The sequence below is a fragment of the Metabacillus sp. KJ11-3 genome (assembly GCF_055808295.1).
The window spans coordinates 3,759,683-3,782,515 of record NZ_CM147865.1 but is presented as its reverse complement, the minus strand read 5'-3'; the positions used below and the strand labels follow the sequence as shown (position 1 = coordinate 3,782,515).

Genomic DNA, 22,833 nt, shown 5'->3' with positions numbered 1-22,833 from the left:
ACAAATGCAAAAAACTCTACTTTTTTTCCTAAGTTACTATAGCAATCAATAATAGAGAAAAACAAACCCGATAAAAAAGTTAAACATCTAGTAATAGAGTTTAACTTTTTTATGTATCATATTTTGTTTTTATAATAAAAGACAAAAATAATACTAGTAATTATATAGTGCAACCCGATTACAGATGTACAATCTGATAATACAGTCCATAAATGATTTTGTTTAATCAGATACATCCAAATAAAGAAACTAATAATAAATACTAAGGGGAAAAATATATAATATCCACAAAATATAGCTTTAAATTCTTGTTCATATTCCAAACTCTTTAACTAAGACATTCTGCAAATATCCCCATAAACACCAGTTAATGCAACTTCGATAATAGTAACACCAAAGTGATCTTTAAGTGCAGCAATCATATGATCTCCTTAGGTACCTTTAGCTGCTGCACTAACTGCATAGCTTTTTACTCCATTAGTTACTTTAGGTTCACATGTTGCTTTATTGATCTCTAATTCTAAAATTTGTAGTTCTTTAACTTCACCAAATCTTACTGACAGTTTATCAAAATCAAATGTTACTAAATTACCATCTAAATCATATATAGCTGGGCTAACGTTTAGTTTAGTTGTATAAAATTCAGGGGATTTATTTACTGAAGATCTGGAATTTTATGTTAAATACTTCTGGGTTTGGTGGCTTTTTGGAGGAGTATTGGATTTGAATACTATTTTGACTCATAAGTAGTTTTGAGCGGAAGAATTATCTTTACCGAATCTTATGTTTGAAAAAAATAAAAAATACTCAAGCCAAAATTGGTTGTTATTTGTCTAATAAATGAGGATAAAAAGAAAGGGGGAGTCCTAATTTGAATATTCGCTTGGTGAAGAAGGCACAAAAAGGGGATGACAAGGCTTTCTTGAAGCTTTTCCAAAAGCTTCAAGAGGACATCTATCGTACAGCCTATGTTTATGTGAAAAATAAGGATAATGCTCTAGATGTAGTACAAGAAGTAGCATATCAGTCATTTAAAAAAATAAACACATTAAGAACACCAGAGTATTTCAAAACATGGATAATAAGAATGACAATAAACTGTGCAATAAATGTAACTAGAAAAAATAAAAAAGTAGTACCTTTAATAGCAGATTTTGAGAATTTAATTGCTGAAGAAGAACAATACTTGCCTTTATTATCAGTACAAGAATTAATAGATATTCTTCAAGAGGATGAGAAGAGTGTTATTTTATTGAGGTTTTATCACGATCATACCATAAAGGAAATATCCGAAATATTAGATATACCTTTAGGAACAGCTAAAACTGTTTTATACAGAGCGATAAATAAACTCCGAAAAAATGTAAAGGAGGCAGGCGAATTATGAATAACCACTTAAAGCAAGAAATAGCAAATATAGAAATTCCAGTAGAACTTCATAAAAGAAGTAAAAGGGGAGTAAAAAAAGCAAAGGGTGAAATGAAAGGTAAGATAAAAATATACATTAGGAAACGCTTAGTAGCAGGTGCTTTTACGGTTTGTTTGCTTATTCCATCAGGTGCTTGGGCTTATCAAACCTTTCTTGCAGATGAGTTATATGGATCATATGAAAATATTAAAAGACATATATCAAGTGCTACTATGGAAAGTTATTTGCTTTTGGATGCAAAATTATCACATGTGAAAGGTGATTTAGAAAAAGACGAATATTTACATTTCAAAGAGTTATTAACTGTCATTACGACTTCTAAGCTTGAATACGGTAATGAGTATGGAAATATTGATTACTCCCAAATTCCAATAGCAGAACTAAACCATATTAGGGAGGTATTACATAAAATTCAACCATACTTTGATAAACTGAATGGGCAAAAATTAAGTGAAGAGGTTTTAACAAAAAAAGAATATGAAAATTACATAGATGCTCTAATGACATACGAACAAATAATGGCTCAATGCGACATGGAAAATTCTGGTGAAATAGATAAGATTCCAAATTACTTAAGGGAGGACTTTGCTGAAGCAGAAGCTCTTATCATGTATGTTAATGATAAACAGCTGTAAGGTTAAATCAATATCTAATTCAAAACAAGCTATCGGGCGATTTCTCAACCAAGGAGAAACGCCTCTTCTGCTTTTGGTAAATATTGTTACATAACAATGTGGTATATATGTTAAAATTGGAACAAGTTGTTAAGGAATCTTTGATCTTGGAAGGGATCTACTGAATAATAACTAAATGGTGGTGCTTGTGAATGCAAAAATGCCAGAAATGCAATTTACCTTTTGGTTGGAAAAACATTTATCGGTCATTTTGGGGATGGGTTTATAAACCAATAATATGTGGCAAGTGTAGTACAAAGCATCGTATTACTTTCCAAGGGCGTTTTATCGTTACTTTTCTTACAATAATCCCAATGTTACTTTTCATTAATTTCCTATCACTCTTTAATAATGCTTTTTTAACACTAGGTGTTGGATTGTTCATAGCATTTATTGGATCACTATTAGCTCCGTACTTAGTAAGATTTAAAGATACTACAGCTACTTAACGTTTCCTCAAAGTTACTAAGTACACTTTTAATTCTACATACAAAAAATAGAAAAAACTTTAGGGTTTATTTTAAGGAGAGGAAAAGATGAAGGTCCGAAGAGCCATTCCAGGTGATATAGCTATTTTAGCATCCCTAATGGAACAACTTGGTTATCCAACTTCTATTGAGCAAATGAACATAAGGTTTAATCAAATTGAAAAAATTTCAAATCATTATACTCTTGTAGCTGAAAATGATGATAAAGTCGTAGGGATGATTGGTTTTCATACAGGTGTACTTTACAACAGTGATGGTATTTATGCCCGTGTAATAGCTTTTGTTGTAGATTCAAATTATCGTAGTAAAGGAATTGGAAGACTACTATTAACTGAAGCTGAAAAATACGCAAAGAACCTAGGTGCAGAAGGAATCGGGTTAAATAGTGGAAACCGAGCTGAGCGGGAAGACGCACACCAATTTTATGGAAAAATGGGGTATAGTGCGAAAAGTACAGGCTTTGTAAAGCGATTATTTTAAAAGAAATTATTCGAAAGAATTTTACATGAATTTGATCAATTAGGTGATAAGTTATGAAGAAATATTTATTATTAATATTTCCTTTATTATTTTTTGGAGAAAGTCTATTTTTTTACTTTAGTAATGTGAATGATTACTTGCCTATCATTTTACAAGTCATAGTGAATATAATCATTACCACTGTCTGTATGATATTTTTGTTGAAACATACAAAAATAAAAAATGTATTTGACTGGATACTGGGTATCTGTTTCTCTCTATATTTTTGCATATTGTATCATAGTACAATCGAAAATTTGTTCTTTTTTGAAGGTGTAAGATATTCGTTAGAAAGTATTGGTTACATTTTTTATTCTGTAAATTTGATACCTATTAAAGGAATCATTGACGTAATAATGTACAGCCCCTCCGCTTTGTTTCAAATTGTGGGTAATATTATCATGCTTACTCCATTTACATTTGCTATGCTTTATTTTAAGTGGGCAAACAGTTATAAACAAGCTATTTGGTATTCGCTTCTTTGTACTATAGGAATAGAATTCATACAGTTTTTACAAACTGTTTTAGCATTAGTTTTTAATTTGGGAATCGGAAGAAGTGCAGATATTGATGATGTTATTTTAAATACCCTCGGGGCATTAATAGGAATTGGGTGTTATAGTATTTGGGTTATAATTGATAAGCGATTTAAATCTTGGGGAAAAATACATGTTGGTATATAAAAGAGGTCCAAAGGAGAAAACACAAAAGAAGGGGGCGAATGAAATGAAAAAAAGCTAGGATGCTTACACGCACACTATTCAAATATTGAATATATCGAAAACGCACTTTCTTCATATGAAATTGAATTAGTTCATTTTGTTGACCCGGCTTTAATGTATCGGGTTACATCTGATGAAACATTTAAAGCAGCGGATGCCCAGATGAAAGTGAAAGAGCAAATAGAATGGATTGCTGAATGCCATGTTCATGCCATTCTTATTACCTGCACAAACTATATTGCTATTTTACAAGAAGAACAACTTTCCATATCAATTCCAATTATTAAAATTGATGAACCCTACTTTGAATATATATGTCAAATACAACAACCTCAGACAATTCTATTCACAAATCCTGCTACTGTAAATGGGACAATGGAACGTCTCAAGCAATATGCTGATTACCGGCAAAAATCCTTAGATATAGAAGCAATTGTTATTAATAATACCTTTGAATTAATCATGCAAGGTCTAAAACAGGAATACGATCAAGAAATATCCACGTACTTGCACAAACTTATGAAAGAAGATAAAGCTATCTCTGTTGCTCAATTATCTATGGTCGATGCATCCAAGGAAGTTGAACTCAAGACATCAAAGTCTATAATAAACCCACTTGATACATTAATTTCTTACATAGTTCGTGAATTGAAAATAGACAAAAATGCATAAGGGAAGTCCCTATGCATTTTATTGCTTATACCTTAAATAATGATAATTTTCTGTTGCAACCCTCTCCATAACATTCCCTTGCTCGTTCTTATATACCTCATACTCCTGATACACTTCAACCGAATATCCATCTTCCAAATACATATCAACGAGTCGGCTCTCTAGCTCAGGAATTCCCTTTATTTCTTCCTCCTCTGCAGCAGTAGCTGAGGTTGTTTCTTCCTCAGGTACAGGAAAAGTTGAAATGGCTTGTTCTTTTTCGGCAAATTTAGGAGAATCAAAGTAACCTATTACCACTATGGCGATTGCAACCAATAATAAAGGAGCAAATTTTTTCAACAATACTGCCTCCTATTCTAATCCTTGTCTTACTTGTACTATTATTCTATGAAGTTACTTATGGAAATTATTATGATTATTTTATGTCTTTTGTATCCTAAACAATATATTATTAGGTTGTTCTCTTAGAAATTATTGCTAACCAATTCTCCAAATTCATTTCAATGATAAAATTAACAATATGTTAACATTGACCAATCAAGATGTTATTTTGTACACTTAAGTAAGTTTTCACAAAAAAAGTTAAGGTGATTATAATGAAAATTTATATAAAAGGCATTGAAGATGAACGTTTCCATCGACCGCTAACGTTAATTGGTAATTTGTTTTTTGAAGAAACTGAGCTCTGCTTTACAGATGACGATCATTCTCTAGAAGCAGAGTTTTTTATTGAAGAAGAAAGTGAAAAGGTTTCTATTAAAGGGGCACTGCTCTCTGAAGATGGAAAGCAATTTACAGCAAGCAAGGAAAGGGAAATTCCCTCCCATTTCGTTGGAAAGGATCGATTAAGATATGTGAAAAACACCCTTTCCTATGTTTATTTAACCTTACTTCAAGACTACACAGGCATGATTCAAAAATGGGGTATCTTAACAGGAATTCGTCCAACAAAGCTTTACCATAAAAAGAGACAAGAAGGTATGCAAACATCTGAGATTCATAAAATGTTTAAAGAAGAATACCTATTATCAGATGAAAAAATTAACCTTATGCAGCAAATTGTTGAGCGCCAGCTTGAGGTAATACCTGACCTTGATTCCCTGGCAAATGAAGTCAGTATATATGTTGGGATTCCGTTTTGTCCGACAAAGTGTGCTTACTGTACATTCCCGGCTTATGCAATCAACGGAAGACAGGGGTCTGTCACATCCTTTTTAGGCGGACTTCACCATGAGATGAGAGCAATTGGTCAATGGCTAAAAGAAAATGATATCAAGATTACAACGGTTTATTACGGCGGAGGTACTCCAACTAGTATTACGGCAGAAGAAATGGACATGCTTTACGAGGAAATGGTTGAATCATTTCCAGATGTGAAAAATATTCGTGAAATAACAGTTGAAGCCGGTAGACCTGATACAATTACAGAAGAAAAACTTAACGTATTAAATAAATGGAAAATCGACCGCATTAGTATTAATCCGCAGTCATATACTCAAGCAACACTAAAAGCAATCGGACGTCACCACACAGTGGAAGAGACGATTGAGAAATTCCATTTAGCAAGGAAAATGGGAATGAACAATATTAATATGGATCTAATTATTGGCTTACCTGGTGAAGGAGTGGAGGAATTTGATTACTCCCTGTCTGAATCAGCGAAACTTATGCCTGAATCACTAACTGTTCATACTCTTTCATTTAAACGTGCATCAGAAATGACACAAAACAAGCATAAGTACAAGGTAGCAAGTCGTGAAGAAATCACAACCATGATGGATCACGCTGTCACTTGGACGAAAGACCATGGCTACGCGCCTTATTATTTATATCGTCAAAAAAATATCCTGGGTAACTTGGAAAATGTGGGCTATGCGCTCAAAGGTCAAGATAGTATTTATAACATTATGATCATGGAAGAGCAGCAAACCATCATTGGAATCGGATGTGGAGCAGCAAGTAAATTTGTAGATCCAACAACAAGAAAAATCACCCACTTCGCCAACCCGAAAGATCCAAAATCCTACAACGACGGATTTGAACACTACACCACTGAAAAAATTAAGATTTTAGAGGAATTGTTTTCTAAATAATAGCTGGAGCAGTAGAAATTTTACATAGTAGAGTTTCTACTGCTTTTGTTTTTAATCTCATTTGGCAGAGATTGTTGCACTTCAATAAAATTGTAATTCTATAATGAAATGGAGCGGAAGAAACTTGACTCCTGCGGGAAGCGAGTTTCTGGAGCGTAATGGAACGAACTATTTTTATCATAAACTACATTAACTAACAAAAAAGTATGCAAAAACAGACTTCTTTTAAGACAGGAAACGAAATAAGCAGGATATCTCCCACATACTTTAGAATTAATATATTGAAATAAAAATAAGGGGTGGAAGAAATGTCTTATCAAACACTTGAACTGGTCAAAGAGGGGAACATTGCAACACTATACTTAAACAGAGTAGATACATTAAACGCAATGGACGTTCAAATGCTAAGAGATCTATCGGAATGTCTTAGCGAAATATCCACATCAAACATCACTTTATTATTTATTACTGGGCGAGGTCGTGCATTTTCAGCTGGGGGAGACTTAAAATCGATGCTATCAAGTCCAAGTGAAGATGGATTTAAAGAAGTGATGGACAATATTAAAAACATTATTGTCACCCTCTATACAATGCCTGCTATTACAGTAAGCCTAATCAATGGACCTGCTGCCGGGTTAGGCCTAAGCTTTGCGTTAGCTTGTGATTCTGTGTTAGCCGAAAGGAAGTCAAAAGTGGCCATGAATTTTATCAACATAGGTCTTGTACCAGATGGAGGGGGACATTTCTTCTTAAAGAAACGCTTAGGTGAGCACCTGGCGAAACAGGTTATCTGGAAAGGTGAATCCATGGATAGTGATAAGGCATTGGAAATGGGATTGATCGATGAAATCTATAGAGGTGACACGGAAGAACAAATAGAATTGATGAAAAGAAGATTAGGAGCAAGGCCAATCAAAGCCATGATTGCGTCCAAGATACTCTTTAGTTCACAAGAAAAACAAGAGTTGATTCAAACCTTGGAGTTTGAAACAATCAGTCAGCTTGAAATGAGAAGAACAGAAGATCATCGTGAAGGTGTAACAGCATTTTTAGAAAAACGAGCACCACAGTTTACAGGAAAATAAAGGCCAATAGATAAGGGGTAGTCTCAAGTAAGACTACCCCTACTTTTGTGATTAACGTGCAAATAATACGAGTTTACCCGATGATGATGTGCAACGATGGGTTTTATCCGTAAAGTTATTTTCTTCTAATTTTTGTTGGCCGATTTCTTTTGCTTCTTTTTCACTTTGTGCTTCAAAGGTTTCATCTAATAATTTTTCTCCGTTTTTTTCAAAAACTGTTAAGTAATAGATAGCCATTTCCCATTCCTCCCATGTTGTAGATCCATACTTTCATAGTATTCTTAAATTATCGTGAGTTTTCCTGCTTAAAGGTGAAACCTTCTATTACCATTTTCGTAGTACATATAGAGGAGGGGAAATATGAGTTTAACGATTAATACTGTCACAAAACGATTCGGTTCATATCTTGCGGTAGATCAACTTTCGATCACAATACCGGAAAATGAAATTTTTGGTTTCCTTGGTGCGAACGGAGCGGGGAAAACGACAACTTTTCGAATGATTTTAGGGTTGTTAAACCCTTCAGATGGCACCATTACATGGAATGGAAATAGAATATCATATGAAGAAAGCGACAAAATTGGCTATTTACCAGAGGAGAGAGGTCTTTATCCGAAATTAAAGGTCAAAGATCAGCTCATGTATTTAGGTAGATTAAAAGGGATGTCCAAGCAACAGGTGGTAAGCGAGATGGACCACTGGCTGCAGCGATTTAATGTGACAGAGTATGCAAATAAAAAAGTTGAAGAGCTATCAAAGGGAAATCAACAGAAAATACAGTTTATCGCAGCAATTTTACATAAACCAAAGCTTTTAATTTTAGATGAACCATTTAGTGGGCTGGACCCTATTAATGTTGAACTGTTAAAAAAGGCTGTTGTTGATTTGAAAGAAGCCGGTACATCAATCGTTTTTGCAAGTCACAGGATGGAGCACGTAGAGGAACTATGTCAGCATCTCTGCATCATGCATAAAGGAAAACCGGTGGTACATGGATCTTTACGTGAAATTAAGAGGTCATTTGGAAAGAAAAATCTCTTTATTCATGGAGACTTTGATATGGGCTTTTTAGAGCAAATCCCCGGTGTTATCAAGATTAAGAAGCTTACTGAGGGTGTTGAATTGCAAATTGCAAATGAAGAGGTTTCACAAAGAATTTTTCATGAACTTCAACACAAAGGCTTTGTCCGGAAATTTGCACTTGAGGAACCATCACTAAATGATATTTTTATAGAAAAAGTAGGTGCTTCATATGAGTAAATTTTGGATTATGGTGGCTCATACTTATTTAAATAAACTTAAGACGAAGTCATTTATTATTACAACATTATTAACAGCCCTTATTCTGGTCGGATTATCTAATATTACATCCATTATTGATATGTTTGACAACGGAGAACAAACAAAAGAATTTACTGTCATTGATGAGTCAGAAGGATATTATGATTTATTTGAAGCACATCTGTCTTCCGCGGGATGCCCACTATCAATTGAAAAGGCAAATAATGATGAGGATGACTTAGAAAAAAGTGTTCTAGCTGGCGAGTTAGATGGAATTATTGTTTTATCCAATGATGCTAACCAACTTCCACAAGCTACTGTAAAAACAAGCTCAATCACTGATAGTCAGGTTTTTACTCAGGTGGAGCAAGTATTGCAGCAAACAAAACTTGAAATAGGAAGAGAAAAGCTTGGGTTACAAACAAATGAATTAGACCAATTATTTACTCCGGTGGAAGTTCAAAAAGTTGCCTTGGAGGATAATGCGAAAACAGAAGAAGAGTTAAATCAAGCAAGAGGCTTAGTGTATGTTCTCTTATTTGTTATTTATTTTTCTGTTATTTTTTATGCGAGCATGATTGCGACAGAGGTCGCAACAGAAAAGTCTTCAAGAGTGATGGAAATCTTAATCTCCAGTGTCTCACCGGTCAAGCAGATGTTTGCAAAGCTGATCGGAATCGGGTTATTAAGCATAACGCAAATGCTTGTTATTCTAATTGTAGGGTATGCTTCTATACAGGCAAAGATGGATGATCTATCGGCAATGACGGGAGGAATGTTTGGCTTTTCTGATATTCCAACCTCAACCTTCATTTATGCAGGAATTTACTTTTTATTAGGATATTTCCTTTTTGCAACACTTGCAGCATTCTTAGGGTCACTCGTCAGCCGAATTGAAGATGTCCAACAATTAATATCACCTATGATCTTTATCATTGTTGGCGCATTTATGATTGCTATGTTTGGATTAACAAACCCTGAAACACCATTCATCACGGTCACATCGTACATTCCGTTCTTTACACCAATGATCATGTTCCTCCGTGTAGGAATGTTAAATATCCCATTTTGGGAAATTGCACTATCAATCGCTATCCTGTTCGGATCAATTATCGTGTTAGCCGTGTTTGGAGCAAGAGTGTACAAAGGAGGAGTTCTCATTTATGGGAAATCTTCATCTTTTAAAGATTTAAAAAGGGCGCTTATTTTATCGAAGGATAAATAAGAAAAAAAGAGAAGGGCTGTATTAAAATGGCACCACGTCAGGGACACAAGAAAAAAGAGTTAAGCAACTAAAAGATGATTCCTATATTGATTAGGGGTCATCTTTTTAAATTCCATTGATAGCGTTATTTCTTATAGTAAACCATATATTGATTTATTTTTACATTTAGTTTTTTCAATGTTTTATAAGATTGGTAGTCAATCTCATCCTTTTAATGATCAAAAAATGACTCCATAGGGGCATTATTCAAGCAGTTCTTCTTCTGTAGATTGATTGTCCTAATCCATATTTTTAATTAAATTTTGATATTTTGGGCTAGTAGTTGCTGATGGAAATGGAAAAGTATTTCTAATTGACAGGTCCAAATATCAATTTAGAAATTAAAGATATTGCATATGGTTATACGTTTCCTAATGGAGAAACGATAGGTGGCCAACTTATCTCTAGAGGAAATTATACTATGACTGGTGTAACATATCTGATCGAGAAAATGGGAGGGGAATCCCGGACCTGAATGGACTGTTGGTTCCTAAGGAATAGAAGTTGAATTTGAAACACTCGATTACACGTATTGGATTTTGATGGCTTATTCTATCATTGATATTAGGCAAGGGGAAATGAAAAGGCGTTTTTTGTAAGTTGGTAATTTTATATACATTTAATTGTAGCATTTGAAGAAAAAGTCCATATCTTATATTAACCCATGTTTCAATCCTCCTTTAACAAAGGAGATGCTAATTATGTCAAATGTAGGTCCAGGTGCAGGTTGTGGAGTTGGATACGGTGGAGGATTTGCGCTATTAATTGTTTTATTTATTCTTCTAATTATCATCGGAGCTAGTTTCTGGGGAGGTTATGGTGGTTATTGCTAATAACCTCAAAAAGGCGACTTAAATAGTCGCCTTTTTACATTAGATATATATGTTAGAGTCCATGAAAGTAATGTACATCATGAGAGGATCGACCATAAGTAACAAAATTGAAATATAAATTCAATATGTACAAGTATAGTTTATATTATCAACAGGTAAAGCCTAGCCATTAAAGATTTGGAGCAGAACGTGCATTCGTATTTCATAGATGGTAAAATAATAGGTAAACAAAGGAAGACGAAGAAAGAGGTATATATGAGTGCCATAAAATTTATCCATGCTGCAGACCTGCATTTAGACAGCCCTTTTCTAGGACTAAAACATATGCCCGCAAAGCTCTTTGAAAAAGTGAGAGAAAGCACGTTTACATCCTTTTCAAACATCATCACATATGCCATTAAAGATAAGGTGGATTTTATCCTTTTATCAGGTGACTTATACGATGAAGATGAAAGAAGCTTAAAAGCCCAATTAAAATTAAAAAAAGAATTCGAACGTCTGGCTGAAAAGGATATACAAGTCTATATTATTCATGGAAATCACGATCATATGGGTGGGAAGTGGCTTGATCTGGTATGGCCGGAAAATGTGCATGTGTTTTCAAGCCGCAAAGTTGAAGTAAAAGAATATATAAAAAATCAAATTCCGACAGCCTATATATACGGTTATAGCTATCCTGAGCGTGCAGTACATGAGAATATTACGTCACAATACAATAAAATAGAAAATCCAAATGTATTCCACATCGGTATGTTGCATGGCTCTGCAGAAGGAAACAACGAGCATGACGTTTATTGCCCATTTAAAGTAAACGATTTAATAAGTAAAGACTTTGACTATTGGGCTTTAGGGCATATTCATAAACGTCAGGTATTACATGAAGCACACCCTGTTATTGCATATCCAGGTAATATACAAGGCCGTCATCGGAAGGAAACAGGCAGAAAAGGCTGTTACTTAGTTGAAATAGAAGAAGGAAAAGTAACAAATACATTTGTCCCAACAGAAGTCATAAGATGGGAGGAGATTGATGTTTCAATCAATAAATGCCGAAATCTGTCTGAGTTAATTCAAGCCTGTGAAAGATCGGTTGAGAACCTGAAAAGACAAAACAAAGCGATATGTTTAACGATCTCATTTGTAGACTCAGGTGAATTAGCAAATGAACTCAACTCTCAGGATCTCGTTGAGGATCTTCTTGATGTTTTGAATGAGCAACAAAATGATCAGGAGAATTTTGTTTGGGTGGTTAAAATCATTGATCGTACAATCAAACCACGAACAACCTCGCAAAAACTATCGACTTTTTATCAAGATCTTGAAAACACAATCGATAACTATGATGAATTTGATGAAGTAATTGAACCACTGAAAAAAAATCCTTTATTCCGTAAGTATATTAGCGGTTATACACTTGAGGAACAAAAGCAGCTTCTAAAAAAGCTGAGCAACTACTACATCGTGAATTACTGCAACATCACGAGCATAAGTGAGGTGAAAAGATTGAAAATAGAAGAACTGCAAATCTATGGATATGGAAAATTTGAAAATGAACATATTATGCTTGGACAAGCCAATTTTTCCGTTATTTATGGAGAAAACGAGGCAGGTAAATCAACAATTATGTCATTCATACATAGCATCCTGTTTGGGTTCCCAACAAAGCAGCAATCGGAAAACCGTTATGAACCAAAAAGAGCAACAAGCTATGGCGGCTGTATATTCGTTCGTTTAGAAAGTGGTCAGCGTATGAAAATTGAACGATTGCCAGGTAAGTTTGGCGGTGAAGTTAGGATTGAATATGAAGATGGAGCAATAGAGAATGAAGAGTTTTTACAAACACTTTTAGGTGGGGTGGATAAGGAAACATATCGCTCCATATTTTCCTTTGATGTCCATGGTTTACAGCAAATTCAAAAACTTGATGCCAATCAAATCGGAAAATATCTGTTTCTATCGAGTATCTACGGGGCTGATGCACTTTTTACCATTGATGATCAATTAACAAAGCAAATGGACCTTCTATATAAACCAAATGGAAAAAGACCGACTGTAAATGAAGGACTAGTGAAGCTAAAAGAACAAGCTGCAGATCTGCAGGAAGCAAAGCGGAATAATCATCTTTATGAGCAATTTCAACATGAAAAAGCATCACTTCAATCACGACTATCATCCATTATTGAAACAAAACGGAATAAACTGTTACAGCATAGGTATTTGGAAAAAGCAAAAACAGTTCTTCCTTTAGTAAAAGAAAAAAATTGGTGTATAAACCAGTTAAAACAATTGCCTGCAACAGAACATTTTCCTGAAGCAGGACTTAAGAAGCTGGACCATCTTCATGTAACACTTCAGCCGCTGAATATGCAGCTACATGCTTTGCAAGCACGGAAATCCCAACTTGAGGAAGAAGTAGCAGAGATTCATATAAACGATGCATTTATTGTACATAAAAACGAGATTGAATATGTTCGTGAGCAGATGTCATTATATGAAGAAAAAGGAAAGAACAAGCAAGTTGTGGAGAAAAAAATTGATCAGCTTCAACATGAATATGAGGTATTAAAGCAAAGATTGTATCCTCATTTAACGGAGGATGACATCTTAACTATTCAAGCGACAATGATGATGAAGGACAAACTTAAGAGATTGGTTGAGGATGAAGTAAAGTTAAAACACAGAAAACAAATGCTTGATGATCAGTTTGAACAGGTGCAAAGCTCTCTAGAAGAAGCGGAATGGAAGATAGGGAAATTAACGAATGAAGTTTTGACTAATGAAGAAAGGTCTTCTTTAGAGCAAGAGCTAGCTTCAAGAAAGAATGCTAATCTTCCGGTACTTAAGGAGGAACATAAGCAGGTATCAGCAGAGCTGAAAAAGCGTAAGCAGGAATATAAAGTAGAAAAGAAACAACGATCCCTTCTTTTTATCTTATTTTCCCTCCTTTTATTAGCCGGATCTGTTTGGGGATTTCTTCAACAAAATTGGCTATTTTTTGGAATTTTATTGGTTGCATGTATCGGAACTCTTTTACAGACCAAGAATTTGCAGGCGAAAAAAGACACGTTTGTTGAGCATTTGGAAACGAAGGTAAAGAATTTAGAACAACGTATTTATCATGCTCATCAAAGCGAATCATCATCAGGCAGAGAATTATCTGATATTATGACTTTATTAGAAAAAGATCAAATGATGAAAGAATCCCTACATCATGAAAAGCATACTCTTGAACAACAGGAAAGGGTCTATGAGAGGCTGCTAAAACAGTATGAGGAATGGGAAAAGGATCAATTTTTCAAACAAGAACAGCTTGCTGAAATTGCTAACCAAATTCAAGTTGATTCGAATGCATCGTCTGAAGTTCTTTTAGAAGCTTTTGAAGCATTACAACATCTTCAAAGTGTCATCATAGAAAAGAATAAATATAGTTCTGAAGCAAGATTACTTCACCAAGAGCAATTGAAGTTTGAGGAAGAAGTATGGAAATTAGCTGAATTATGCCAAATTGAACGGTCCTCAATGAAAGAATCTATCTATATATTAGGTAAACAAAGTAGTGTGGAAATAGCTAAAGCTGCAAAACGGGAGAAAATATTCGAGAAAAAAGAAGAGGTTGCAGAAGAACTAGCTTCTTTATCAGAAGAGATTGTATTCATCAAGAAACAGCAGAATGATTTAATCTGTAGTAGCAAGTGTGAAAATGAAGATGAATTTCGAAAACTGGCAAAAGTACAAGAAGAACGTCAAGAAATACAAAAACAATTGCAATGGGTTGAAAAGCAATTGGTCACGGAAAGTGATATAGACCTAGAGACACTGGCTAATGAGAAAATGGATACAATTGATGTGAGACTACAAGAAATAGTAAATGACATGGAACAACTGGAAAAAGAGGAAACTCACGTGCAACAGGAGTATTCAAGTATTTGTTTTAAGATCGAAGAAATGGAGCAAAGTGGAACATATTCTAAGTTGAGACATGCCTTTGAAAATGAAAAGGCCATGGTAAAAGATGAAGCAGAAAAATGGATTGTCAGGGCGCTTGCAAAGGATCTCCTTCAAAAAACAATTCATAGGCATAGAGAAGAAAAGCTGCCAGAATTGCTGACTTCCATCACGTATTATTTTCAATTGCTTACTTCAAACTCCTATCAGAAGGTATATTTACCGATGGAAAAGCAATCGTTTATTGTGGAACGTCAGGATGGAGTAAAGTTTTTTGCAGAAGAGCTTAGTCAAGCTACTGCCGAGCAACTATACCTGTCGATTCGATTAGCGGTTATCCAAAACATTAATTCGCAACTACAACTGCCTGTCCTGATTGATGATAGTTTTGTTCATTTCGACCATCGCAGAACAACGAATACGTTAAATTTATTACATGAGCTAAAAAAAGACCAACAAGTCCTTTTCTTTACATGCCATTACCACTTGGCCGAATCATCACAGCCCGAGCATATAATCAATCTCTCTAAAACGATTAATATTAGCTAAATAACAAAGGTACTAAACTTCCTCAAACAGGATAGAACCGAATTATGCTATACTAGCCATACAAATGATCGTTTTTAGAACTTATTTCATAAAGAGTGAGCTCTTGAATACTACTTTTTCATTTATAGTAACTCTATAGTGGAATGGAGCGGAAGACACTTGACTCCTGCGGGAAGTTGAGGAAAGGCTGAGACCCCGCAAGCGAAACTGAGGAGGCTCAAGCTTCCTCCCCGGCGAGTCTTGTGTCTGAAGCGCAAGAACGATTTAATTATCATATTTAACCGCATTATAAACAACAAAGTATGCGAAAACATCAGTATTATAAATGATACTGACAGATAAACAAGCATTGAGAGGAGCTTTTAGGATGGGAAAAGGAATATTGCATCATGACATTGGGGAACAAGTAGAAGTTCACTTATTAATTAAGTCTTCAACAAAAGGAATTGCAAGTAACGGAAAAGCATTCTTAACATTAATTTTACAAGATATGTCAGGAGAAATCGAAGCAAAGCTTTGGGACGCTTCACAAGAAGATGAAGCCATGTACAGCCCTCAAAGTATTGTCAAAGTATTAGGCGATATTCATCACTATCGGGGACGTAATCAACTGAAAATCCGAAAAATCCGTCCTAAACATGATGAAGAAAAAATTGAAATATCAGATCTATTAGAGACAGCACCAATTGCTAAAGATGTGATGAATGAAAAAATTACTCAGTATATATTTGATATGAAAAATTCAAATATCCAACGAGTAACAAGATATTTATTAAAGAAACATGGGTCAGCTTTTATGGAATATCCTGCTGCAACGAAGAATCATCATGAGTTTGTATCAGGGCTGGCGTACCATGTTGTCTCTATGCTTGATTTGGCCAAGTCAATTTCCACTTTATATCCAAGTTTGGATACTGACCTGCTTTATGCTGGTGTGATCCTTCATGATTTAGGGAAAGTCATTGAACTGTCTGGGCCAATTAGTACAACCTACACGGTTGAAGGGAATTTATTAGGTCATATCTCGATCATGGTGAATGAAATTGCCAAAGCGGCAGAGCATTTACAAATTGAAGGGGAAGAAATTGTTGTTCTTCAGCATTTAGTACTAAGTCATCATGGAAAGGCAGAATGGGGAAGTCCAAAGCCTCCAATGATCAAAGAAGCCGAAATTCTCCATTATATTGACAATCTAGATGCAAAAATGAACATGTTGGATCGGGCACTTGAGCGAGTGAAGCCAGGTGAATATACTGAAAGAGTTTTTGCTTTGGATAATCGTTCATTTTATAAACCTTCATTTCACAAATAATAGGATATGCTAGTAAAAAATAATAGGCATAATATAAGAAATGTGATCATATGCTCCTAGAAAAAGGCTTGTCTTTTGTACAAGTTAAAGGGGGAAATAGTATATGGTCATGTTGCCTTGGTGGATTTATTTATGTTTGATAGGAATACTCGTCAGTGGATATATGGCATTTAAAACATCGCGTCAGGATAAAATGATTGACGAAGATTTCATTGAAAAAGAAGGTCAAGTCTATCTTGATCGAATCGAGCAGGAGCGCCAAAAGAAAAAGACCATGCTCGAACAACAACCACTCCAAGATGATCAATCTGTAAGCTAATAGAAAAATTTATCCTCTCTGATAGTAAAAATAAGGCTCTCGAATAAACGAGAGCCTTATTTTTTGTTAGAAACAAATCTTATTTCTTAGTTTCCTCAGCTTCTTCAGCTTTAAATAGATCTTTTAAATCTTCATCTTTCACATCAACATTTGAGTCTTTAAGGGCTTTGTCTAAAGCACTTTGGATTGTATCAGGTTGTTGAACCTTTTGTTTGCGAACCTCTTCGGTTAGTGATTCTTTCATTTCTTCCAACGGTTTTACAGTTTCCGTTACCTTAATGATATGGTAGCCGAATTCAGATTTTACAGGAGCACTTACTTCCCCTTCTTTTAACTTAAAGGCAGCATCCTGGAATTCCTTAACCATCGCACCTTCACCAAACCATCCGAGATCTCCGCCGTTTTGGGCAGAACCTGGGTCTATTGAATGTTCTTTTGCAAGGTCTTCAAACTTTTCTCCGGCATCAAGTTTCTCTTTTACTTCTTTAGCAGTTGCTTCATCTTCAACAAGGATATGGCTTGCTCTAATTTGTCCTTCTAAAGATTCGTGATAAGCTTTGATATCCTCATCTGTAACTTCAACTTCAGCTTCTGCAGCTTTCTTTCTTAATAAATCAACTTTGACCATTTGTTTCACAACATCTTCACCTTGTGCTTGGATGACACTTTCAAATTGCGCACCATATTGTGTTTTAAGATTATCAAATTCTTTTTGTACTTCCTCATCTGTTACTTTATATTTATCGCTAAGTACCTTTTCGTGAACAAGCTCAGTTAGAACATCTCCACCGAAACGGTCTTTCATTGCTTCATAAAATTCATCTTTTGTGATATTTCCCGCTTTTGTTTCAACAACAACTTCTGAATCAGCGTTGTTACATGCGCTTAACGCAAGTAAGCTTGTTGCTGTGGCTAGTACAATGGCAAACTTTTTCATCTTCTTCTACAACTCCTAGTTAAATTAGATTTTTACTGGATCCAGCTTTTCTATGTATTGCCAGATTATATTAGAAAAACTTGGCTTATCGCCAAGCACTAATGGCGAAAGCCTTAGTATTTCTTATACTATCAACCCATAAAATTTTATCTTTCTGATAGTACAAGAAATACTATACCATATTGAGTGACGATCAAAAAGTTTTTTCGGGGAAAACGCTATCAAATGGTTGGGTGAGAAAAATAAAAGAATGAAATTCCCTTGTAAATAGGGGGATTGAAGAGGGATATTCCATTTATATAAACACAAATACCTGGAACTGGGCTATCGTCCAGTCATGATTGATTCATTTGCATAGGATATATTGAAAGAAATAAAGGAGGTAATTGATATGGGTCACGCTTTTACAGGTAACTTTGCTTTGATTGTGGTGCTTTTCATTTTGTTAATTATTATTGGTGCTTCTTATCTATACTAATTAAATCAATTAGTACGGGATAAATGCCTATACCATTAAATAGGTTAGATCATAGGATATTGTAACAAGAAGAAAGGGAGGTGTCATTATGGGCGAAGGAGCTTATGCAGGTGGTTTTGCGTTAATCGTTGTATTGTTCATCTTGTTAATCATCGTTGGTGCAGCGTGGTTATAAGAAAACAAAAAAAGCTAACAGGATTTCCTGTTGGCTTTTCTATGTATGTAAGCAATAAGGCCCCGAAGAACAACCAGTACAATGAATAAATGAATTACTCGAGGCAACATAAAGCTTTTAGGTGTAAAGAACTTCAATATATGAAGAAATCAGCAGAATTGTAATAAGTACATTGATTGTTCTAAAAACCTTTGTTTGACGGTCTTCAGGAATCTCGCGAACTAAACACAATGTATTTGTAAGCTTATTTATGTAAAACAAGATAAAGACTGCAAACAAGATAAAGAAAATGATCACCAGAGATCCCCCTCCCCACATTATACATATTAGATTACCAAACTATTTATGAAAAAGATAGCATTGACATCTGATTTGCACAAAAATGTAAAAAAGTGACAAGCGTAATTGCCACTTTTTTAACTATTGTTTTGGACTAGTACCTCATAACCATCCTCATACTCCTCAATTGTACAAACCTTTGGAGCGAATAATAGTTGCCTTAGTAATAAGAAATCCGGTACACACATGCCAATATGGAAGGCAAAAGCTATACTTAAATAATGGATATAGGCCGGAAAATAAAGGCCTCCAATCACAAATAAAATGGTGAAGCTAAGAAACGGAGTTAATAAGGAAGTGATCATTCGTTTCTTTTTTATTCCTTCACAAGCTTTGAGTTGGAAAGTAGGGAACACACGGTAAAATTTAATATTAAGCGAAACACGACATCCGGTTAGTATTAACGGAAAAACATGTAGTAATTTGTGAACTGGCATCATGCAGACCAAAATAAACATAAATAATAAGAAATGCCCATCATCAAAATGAATCTTTGGAAATAGCAGGTTAATAGGCAAGTAGGTTAAAATAAATACAAGAATCATTGTGATCATCGATATAAATAAAATTCTGTGTAGACCAATATCCCTTGAAAGGTTTATGGTTTTCCAACAGTACATTGTCTCACCATCCAAACATAATACAAAACTAATTACTAACATACTGTACGATGGTGAAAGGAAAAAATCAATAAGGAATTTTAGATGTAAACGATTTAAAAATAAAAATGTGAAATTTATCATATCAACCTATGTAATTTGAGAAAAACTTCCTTTCGTGCAAGGAATACTATACAATAAAGAACAACAATGTGAGTTAAGAGAGAGGGTAAGGGATGAATTCGATTGAAAAAAGATTGGAAACATTGGAATACTACCAATCATTATTATTAAAAATAGTGGAGCCTGCAAAATTCCCTTTTTATCATTTAGTGATGTCGAAAGGATTAAGTAAAGATGAAATTGAAGAAGTACTGGTGATTTGTGAAGAACTTTCCAGACTACATGAAGAACAAAAAGCGCAAGGATTAGTGATCTTTACAGACCTCCTTACGCGATTTGCCGGCCAATTAAACCCGAAGCTGGATTTATATGAAACAATCCATGCTTTACATAGACAAAACTTATACAGCTCCTTAATGGATGATTTTGTAGACCTAATATAGTCTTCTTTTTTCATTAAGGAGAAGAAATGAGCTGTTCAGACTTAGACTCTTTTTCTTGTTCACTATTAAATGAATCTTCAATGTTATGGAATGATTGTTCAAAAATTTCCATAAAGTCTTCGCCATAAATATTACGAATGATGCACATCATTTCCATCATTTCAGGAAATTTACCATATAAATTTTGAAGTGGTAAAGCCCCTTTTAAAACAGAGTTCCTGTCTGGACTAAAGTCTTCTAACAGTTTTGAAAGAACTTCTTCGCCTTGTTTTGTTAACTTAATATACGTGTTTCGCTTGTCATTAGCTTTTTTCGAGAACTCAAGATATCCTCTTTCCTCAAGCTTCTTTGAAAAGTTGAAAGCAGTAGAAACATGCATCACTCCGAATTTAGCAATCTCTGAAATGGATGCACCATTCAAATGATCAGCAATCCACAGAATATGGTGCTCATTAATATTTAAATCATAAGGCTTAATCCACTGCTGCCAATCCTTTTCAATTGTTTTCCACAATGCTTTACTCAGCTGCGCAACACGTTGACTAAATAACAAGGCTTCTTTTACTGTATATTCCCTTTCGTTATGTTTCATCAGCCGTCACCCCTGATCTTCCAAATGTATTATTCTCTATTATGCCAATAAAATAAAGATTAATAAAGATATAAATTTACGAAATTTTTAAAAATTTTCAGAAACCCTGTTATATCAATGGTTCAGCCAATAAAAAAAGTGTGAAGACAGGGCTTGTCTATCACACTTTTTTATTACTCCAAAAATATTTCTAGCTGCAAAGGAAACGATAAAATTTCTTAAACCTGCGTTTAAGCACTTCGACATCCAGCTCCGAAGCACAGGATGTCGAAGTGCTGTTTTCGCGACAGGAAGTCGCGCTTTTGAAAACTAGTTTAATGTTTTTTCAAGTTGTTTAATTCTGGAATCGATTTCTTCAATTTCTTTCATAATATTTTCTTTATGTGGTTCAGTGTCCTGTTGATACTGTTGAATAGACTTCATTAAGTCGGCGGAAACTTCTTTTACAACCTCAGAACCTTCTTTTGCCGTTTGAACTAATTGAACCTTCAGTGCTTTACTTTCTTTTTTTAATTGGTTTACAAGATCTTCGATTTGCTTACGGTTTAGATTGATTTGACTACGTAACTCTTTTCCTGATGAAGGGGTTGAGAGTAATGTGGCAACCCCGCCGATCACGCCTCCAACAAGTAATCCAACTAACAATGATTTATTATTTGACAAACTGCATCCCTCCATAACTATGTAAAAATGAATTAGACATACTTTCTTTCAACATACCCAAAGATGTCTTCTATAAACATTATACATACATATCGAAAGTATAGCATACCTATTTATTAAGTCGTTTATAAGTCCCGTGTTCTATGCTCTTCATGGACATGTTTAGAAATTCATGATGAAAAGGTACCGAGCAGGGGAATAGGTTTATATAAGGTGTGAAGGACAGGGGAGATGAGAGAGAGCTATGAAATGTCTTTCACGAGAGGGATGAAGGACAAAAGTAAAAGATCAGCCCACTGAAATTGAAATGTTCTTCATAAGTGAAATACGAAGTAACCTCTCCTGAAATAGCTCTTCTCAAATAGAATAAAAATCTAAACTAAATATAAGGGGGGATGAGAATGTCAGGTGTCATCTTTTTATTTTTTGTCATTAGTTTATTACTCTTTATAGGTGCTTTTCATTACTTTAAACTTCTACAGCAATCAGCATCTTATCCACCTAAAAAAATAGTGAAACAAAAGGTATCGGTACTTGCTACCGGGGGAGCAGCAATGCTGCTTATAGGGATTATTTTAATGATCTTTAATTGATAAAATGAGATAAAAAAAGCAAGAAAGAGGATGAATCTATAAACATCCTCTTTCTTGCTTTGTATTTGTCTTAAGCGACTGTTATAATTCTTGAGCGTTTGAAAATAGCTTGAACAATTGGCAGGATAATAATCATCGCAGCACCGTTCAATAATGTAGCAGGTAATACAACCGTTACGAATAATGTTGTAAATGCTGCTCCTCCTGGTAGGCCGACAATTAATGATGCGGCAGTTAGGAAGACTGTTCCTGAAACAATTGTGCCAATCACTGTGAGTATTGTTGCTGTTGCAACTTTTTGGGCAATTTTCTTAACTGCTAAAACTAGACCGTAAAATACGAATGCTGTTACCACTTTGTCAATGATATTTGGAACGAATCCACCCGGGAATGCTGATGTTAATGCAGATAAAAATCCTGTCACAATACCTAGCAATGCAACATTTTTAATTGCAGGAAACATAATAATTCCGATAAACATCATGGTTAACATCATGTCAGGCTTCATACCACCGAAAAATGGAGGCATTACCATACTTAATACAGCTCCAATTGCAGCAAATAAAGATAAAATAACTAATACTCTTGTGTTCATTTTCTCATCTCTCCTCTTCTAATCTCCTAAACTCTTCTCCCCAATAGTGAACTCATTTCCTATTGCGAGAGAACTTATTTATTATTATAGCAACATTTATGCATATCGTAC

The 22,833-nt window shown here is 34.7% G+C and carries 26 protein-coding genes; 18 read left to right on the top strand and 8 right to left on the bottom strand.

Annotation, left to right across the window (positions count from 1 at the left end):
- Positions 1-871 precede the first annotated feature (871 nt).
- The 6 genes from AC0L8O_RS18795 to AC0L8O_RS18770 all read left to right on the top strand — a co-directional run bounded on the left by AC0L8O_RS18795 (position 872) and on the right by AC0L8O_RS18770 (position 4,504).
- Positions 872-1,387, top strand: coding sequence for a sigma-70 family RNA polymerase sigma factor (locus AC0L8O_RS18795; protein WP_473444472.1), 516 nt, complete (start codon positions 872-874; stop codon positions 1,385-1,387).
- A complete protein-coding gene (locus AC0L8O_RS18790; protein ID WP_473444470.1) occupies positions 1,384-2,064 on the top strand; it encodes a DUF3600 domain-containing protein in 681 nt (226 codons plus the stop codon). Before AC0L8O_RS18795 ends, AC0L8O_RS18790 begins: the two co-directional genes overlap by 4 nt.
- A gap of 191 nt (positions 2,065-2,255) precedes the next feature.
- The gene (locus AC0L8O_RS18785; RefSeq protein ID WP_473444469.1) at positions 2,256-2,552 is read left to right on the top strand and encodes a TIGR04104 family putative zinc finger protein; all 297 of its coding nucleotides are present in this window, start codon (positions 2,256-2,258) and stop codon (positions 2,550-2,552) included.
- 87 nt (positions 2,553-2,639) lie between these two features.
- Positions 2,640-3,071, top strand: a complete 432-nt coding sequence (locus AC0L8O_RS18780) for a GNAT family N-acetyltransferase (protein ID WP_473444467.1) — start codon at positions 2,640-2,642, stop codon at positions 3,069-3,071.
- 53 nt (positions 3,072-3,124) lie between these two features.
- On the top strand, positions 3,125-3,793 hold the full coding sequence (locus AC0L8O_RS18775) for a VanZ family protein (RefSeq protein ID WP_473444465.1): 669 nt from the start codon (positions 3,125-3,127) through the stop codon (positions 3,791-3,793).
- A gap of 84 nt (positions 3,794-3,877) precedes the next feature.
- Complete coding sequence (locus AC0L8O_RS18770; protein WP_473449024.1) at positions 3,878-4,504, top strand: hypothetical protein; 627 nt, start codon at positions 3,878-3,880, stop codon at positions 4,502-4,504.
- A gap of 18 nt (positions 4,505-4,522) precedes the next feature.
- On the opposite strand, the gene AC0L8O_RS18765 is transcribed toward AC0L8O_RS18770, so the two are convergent.
- Positions 4,523-4,843 (bottom strand): hypothetical protein, encoded by a 321-nt coding sequence (locus AC0L8O_RS18765; RefSeq protein ID WP_473444463.1) that lies wholly within the window; start codon positions 4,841-4,843, stop codon positions 4,523-4,525.
- Positions 4,844-5,100: 257 nt separating this feature from the next.
- Between AC0L8O_RS18765 and AC0L8O_RS18760 the strand changes: the two genes are divergently transcribed.
- The gene (locus tag AC0L8O_RS18760) at positions 5,101-6,597 is read left to right on the top strand and encodes a coproporphyrinogen III oxidase (RefSeq protein WP_473444461.1); all 1,497 of its coding nucleotides are present in this window, start codon (positions 5,101-5,103) and stop codon (positions 6,595-6,597) included.
- A 308-nt stretch (positions 6,598-6,905) separates the two neighbouring features.
- On the top strand, positions 6,906-7,682 hold the full coding sequence (locus AC0L8O_RS18755) for an enoyl-CoA hydratase (RefSeq protein WP_473444459.1): 777 nt from the start codon (positions 6,906-6,908) through the stop codon (positions 7,680-7,682).
- 51 nt (positions 7,683-7,733) lie between these two features.
- Here AC0L8O_RS18755 and AC0L8O_RS18750 read toward each other — a convergent pair whose 3' ends face one another.
- Positions 7,734-7,919: a YhzD family protein gene (locus AC0L8O_RS18750; protein ID WP_473444457.1), complete on the bottom strand. Its 186-nt coding sequence runs from the start codon at positions 7,917-7,919 to the stop codon at positions 7,734-7,736.
- 123 nt (positions 7,920-8,042) lie between these two features.
- On the opposite strand from AC0L8O_RS18750, the gene AC0L8O_RS18745 reads away from it, so the two are divergent.
- The 6 genes from AC0L8O_RS18745 (at position 8,043) to AC0L8O_RS18720 (ending at position 17,185) form a co-directional block, all read left to right on the top strand.
- Positions 8,043-8,942: an ABC transporter ATP-binding protein gene (locus AC0L8O_RS18745; RefSeq protein WP_473444455.1), complete on the top strand. Its 900-nt coding sequence runs from the start codon at positions 8,043-8,045 to the stop codon at positions 8,940-8,942.
- On the top strand, positions 8,935-10,188 hold the full coding sequence (locus AC0L8O_RS18740; RefSeq protein WP_473444453.1) for an ABC transporter permease: 1,254 nt from the start codon (positions 8,935-8,937) through the stop codon (positions 10,186-10,188). The genes AC0L8O_RS18745 and AC0L8O_RS18740 overlap by 8 nt, the downstream gene beginning before the upstream one ends.
- 740 nt (positions 10,189-10,928) lie before the next feature.
- The gene (locus tag AC0L8O_RS18735; protein WP_473444451.1) at positions 10,929-11,060 is read left to right on the top strand and encodes a YjcZ family sporulation protein; all 132 of its coding nucleotides are present in this window, start codon (positions 10,929-10,931) and stop codon (positions 11,058-11,060) included.
- A 255-nt stretch (positions 11,061-11,315) separates the two neighbouring features.
- Positions 11,316-15,554 (top strand): AAA family ATPase, encoded by a 4,239-nt coding sequence (locus AC0L8O_RS18730; RefSeq protein WP_473444449.1) that lies wholly within the window; start codon positions 11,316-11,318, stop codon positions 15,552-15,554.
- A 367-nt stretch (positions 15,555-15,921) separates the two neighbouring features.
- Positions 15,922-16,866 carry a 3'-5' exoribonuclease YhaM gene (gene yhaM / locus AC0L8O_RS18725; RefSeq protein WP_026560325.1) on the top strand — a complete coding sequence of 315 codons (945 nt, stop codon included), beginning with the start codon at positions 15,922-15,924 and terminating at the stop codon, positions 16,864-16,866.
- 103 nt (positions 16,867-16,969) lie between these two features.
- A complete protein-coding gene (locus tag AC0L8O_RS18720; protein ID WP_473444447.1) occupies positions 16,970-17,185 on the top strand; it encodes a sporulation YhaL family protein in 216 nt (71 codons plus the stop codon).
- A gap of 79 nt (positions 17,186-17,264) precedes the next feature.
- Here AC0L8O_RS18720 and AC0L8O_RS18715 read toward each other — a convergent pair whose 3' ends face one another.
- Entirely contained in the window at positions 17,265-18,122 is an 858-nt protein-coding gene (locus AC0L8O_RS18715) for a peptidylprolyl isomerase (protein WP_473444445.1), read from the bottom strand.
- Positions 18,123-18,513: 391 nt separating this feature from the next.
- On the opposite strand from AC0L8O_RS18715, the gene AC0L8O_RS18710 reads away from it, so the two are divergent.
- Both AC0L8O_RS18710 and AC0L8O_RS18705 read left to right on the top strand, forming a co-directional pair.
- Positions 18,514-18,600: a YjcZ family sporulation protein gene (locus tag AC0L8O_RS18710; protein WP_051475522.1), complete on the top strand. Its 87-nt coding sequence runs from the start codon at positions 18,514-18,516 to the stop codon at positions 18,598-18,600.
- A gap of 88 nt (positions 18,601-18,688) precedes the next feature.
- Positions 18,689-18,775: a YjcZ family sporulation protein gene (locus AC0L8O_RS18705; RefSeq protein WP_473449022.1), complete on the top strand. Its 87-nt coding sequence runs from the start codon at positions 18,689-18,691 to the stop codon at positions 18,773-18,775.
- A 117-nt stretch (positions 18,776-18,892) separates the two neighbouring features.
- Here AC0L8O_RS18705 and AC0L8O_RS18700 read toward each other — a convergent pair whose 3' ends face one another.
- Together AC0L8O_RS18700 and AC0L8O_RS18695 are read right to left on the bottom strand one after the other, a co-directional pair.
- On the bottom strand, positions 18,893-19,072 hold the full coding sequence (locus AC0L8O_RS18700) for a hypothetical protein (protein ID WP_026560322.1): 180 nt from the start codon (positions 19,070-19,072) through the stop codon (positions 18,893-18,895).
- Positions 19,073-19,191: 119 nt separating this feature from the next.
- The gene (locus tag AC0L8O_RS18695) at positions 19,192-19,734 is read right to left on the bottom strand and encodes a DUF3267 domain-containing protein (protein ID WP_473444442.1); all 543 of its coding nucleotides are present in this window, start codon (positions 19,732-19,734) and stop codon (positions 19,192-19,194) included.
- A 215-nt stretch (positions 19,735-19,949) separates the two neighbouring features.
- Here AC0L8O_RS18695 and AC0L8O_RS18690 point away from each other — a divergent pair, with 215 nt between their 5' ends.
- Entirely contained in the window at positions 19,950-20,279 is a 330-nt protein-coding gene (locus tag AC0L8O_RS18690) for a DUF1878 family protein (RefSeq protein ID WP_473444441.1), read from the top strand.
- 13 nt (positions 20,280-20,292) lie between these two features.
- Here the strand turns inward: AC0L8O_RS18690 and AC0L8O_RS18685 are convergent, their stop codons facing one another.
- Both AC0L8O_RS18685 and AC0L8O_RS18680 read right to left on the bottom strand, forming a co-directional pair.
- Positions 20,293-20,871: an HTH-type transcriptional regulator Hpr gene (locus AC0L8O_RS18685; RefSeq protein WP_026560319.1), complete on the bottom strand. Its 579-nt coding sequence runs from the start codon at positions 20,869-20,871 to the stop codon at positions 20,293-20,295.
- Positions 20,872-21,180: 309 nt separating this feature from the next.
- The gene (locus tag AC0L8O_RS18680) at positions 21,181-21,534 is read right to left on the bottom strand and encodes a YtxH domain-containing protein (protein ID WP_226529556.1); all 354 of its coding nucleotides are present in this window, start codon (positions 21,532-21,534) and stop codon (positions 21,181-21,183) included.
- Between the two features lie 401 nt (positions 21,535-21,935).
- Here AC0L8O_RS18680 and yhzF point away from each other — a divergent pair, with 401 nt between their 5' ends.
- Positions 21,936-22,127 (top strand): membrane protein YhzF, encoded by a 192-nt coding sequence (gene yhzF, locus AC0L8O_RS18675; RefSeq protein ID WP_026560317.1) that lies wholly within the window; start codon positions 21,936-21,938, stop codon positions 22,125-22,127.
- A gap of 70 nt (positions 22,128-22,197) precedes the next feature.
- On the opposite strand, the gene AC0L8O_RS18670 is transcribed toward yhzF, so the two are convergent.
- The gene (locus AC0L8O_RS18670) at positions 22,198-22,722 is read right to left on the bottom strand and encodes a tryptophan transporter (RefSeq protein WP_473444439.1); all 525 of its coding nucleotides are present in this window, start codon (positions 22,720-22,722) and stop codon (positions 22,198-22,200) included.
- Between the last annotated feature and the right edge of the window lie 111 nt (positions 22,723-22,833).

Excerpts from the sequence above, each read along its gene's own strand:
- AC0L8O_RS18710 (WP_051475522.1), top strand. The coding sequence starts at position 18,514 with ATGGGTCACGCTTTTACAGGTAACTTTGCTTTGATTGTGGTGCTTTTC.
- AC0L8O_RS18785 (WP_473444469.1), top strand. The coding sequence starts at position 2,256 with ATGCAAAAATGCCAGAAATGCAATTTACCTTTTGGTTGGAAAAACATT.
- AC0L8O_RS18705 (WP_473449022.1), top strand. The coding sequence starts at position 18,689 with ATGGGCGAAGGAGCTTATGCAGGTGGTTTTGCGTTAATCGTTGTATTG.
- AC0L8O_RS18780 (WP_473444467.1), top strand. The coding sequence starts at position 2,640 with ATGAAGGTCCGAAGAGCCATTCCAGGTGATATAGCTATTTTAGCATCC.
- AC0L8O_RS18685 (WP_026560319.1), bottom strand. The coding sequence starts at position 20,871 with ATGAAACATAACGAAAGGGAATATACAGTAAAAGAAGCCTTGTTATTT.
- AC0L8O_RS18690 (WP_473444441.1), top strand. The coding sequence starts at position 19,950 with ATGAATTCGATTGAAAAAAGATTGGAAACATTGGAATACTACCAATCA.
- AC0L8O_RS18695 (WP_473444442.1), bottom strand. The coding sequence starts at position 19,734 with ATGTACTGTTGGAAAACCATAAACCTTTCAAGGGATATTGGTCTACAC.
- AC0L8O_RS18755 (WP_473444459.1), top strand. The coding sequence starts at position 6,906 with ATGTCTTATCAAACACTTGAACTGGTCAAAGAGGGGAACATTGCAACA.
- AC0L8O_RS18670 (WP_473444439.1), bottom strand. The coding sequence starts at position 22,722 with ATGAACACAAGAGTATTAGTTATTTTATCTTTATTTGCTGCAATTGGA.
- AC0L8O_RS18730 (WP_473444449.1), top strand. The coding sequence starts at position 11,316 with ATGAGTGCCATAAAATTTATCCATGCTGCAGACCTGCATTTAGACAGC.
- AC0L8O_RS18720 (WP_473444447.1), top strand. The coding sequence starts at position 16,970 with ATGGTCATGTTGCCTTGGTGGATTTATTTATGTTTGATAGGAATACTC.
- AC0L8O_RS18740 (WP_473444453.1), top strand. The coding sequence starts at position 8,935 with ATGAGTAAATTTTGGATTATGGTGGCTCATACTTATTTAAATAAACTT.
- AC0L8O_RS18735 (WP_473444451.1), top strand. The coding sequence starts at position 10,929 with ATGTCAAATGTAGGTCCAGGTGCAGGTTGTGGAGTTGGATACGGTGGA.
- AC0L8O_RS18745 (WP_473444455.1), top strand. The coding sequence starts at position 8,043 with ATGAGTTTAACGATTAATACTGTCACAAAACGATTCGGTTCATATCTT.
- AC0L8O_RS18750 (WP_473444457.1), bottom strand. The coding sequence starts at position 7,919 with ATGGCTATCTATTACTTAACAGTTTTTGAAAAAAACGGAGAAAAATTA.
- AC0L8O_RS18790 (WP_473444470.1), top strand. The coding sequence starts at position 1,384 with ATGAATAACCACTTAAAGCAAGAAATAGCAAATATAGAAATTCCAGTA.
- yhaM (WP_026560325.1), top strand. The coding sequence starts at position 15,922 with ATGGGAAAAGGAATATTGCATCATGACATTGGGGAACAAGTAGAAGTT.
- AC0L8O_RS18775 (WP_473444465.1), top strand. The coding sequence starts at position 3,125 with ATGAAGAAATATTTATTATTAATATTTCCTTTATTATTTTTTGGAGAA.
- AC0L8O_RS18715 (WP_473444445.1), bottom strand. The coding sequence starts at position 18,122 with ATGAAAAAGTTTGCCATTGTACTAGCCACAGCAACAAGCTTACTTGCG.
- AC0L8O_RS18760 (WP_473444461.1), top strand. The coding sequence starts at position 5,101 with ATGAAAATTTATATAAAAGGCATTGAAGATGAACGTTTCCATCGACCG.
- yhzF (WP_026560317.1), top strand. The coding sequence starts at position 21,936 with ATGTCAGGTGTCATCTTTTTATTTTTTGTCATTAGTTTATTACTCTTT.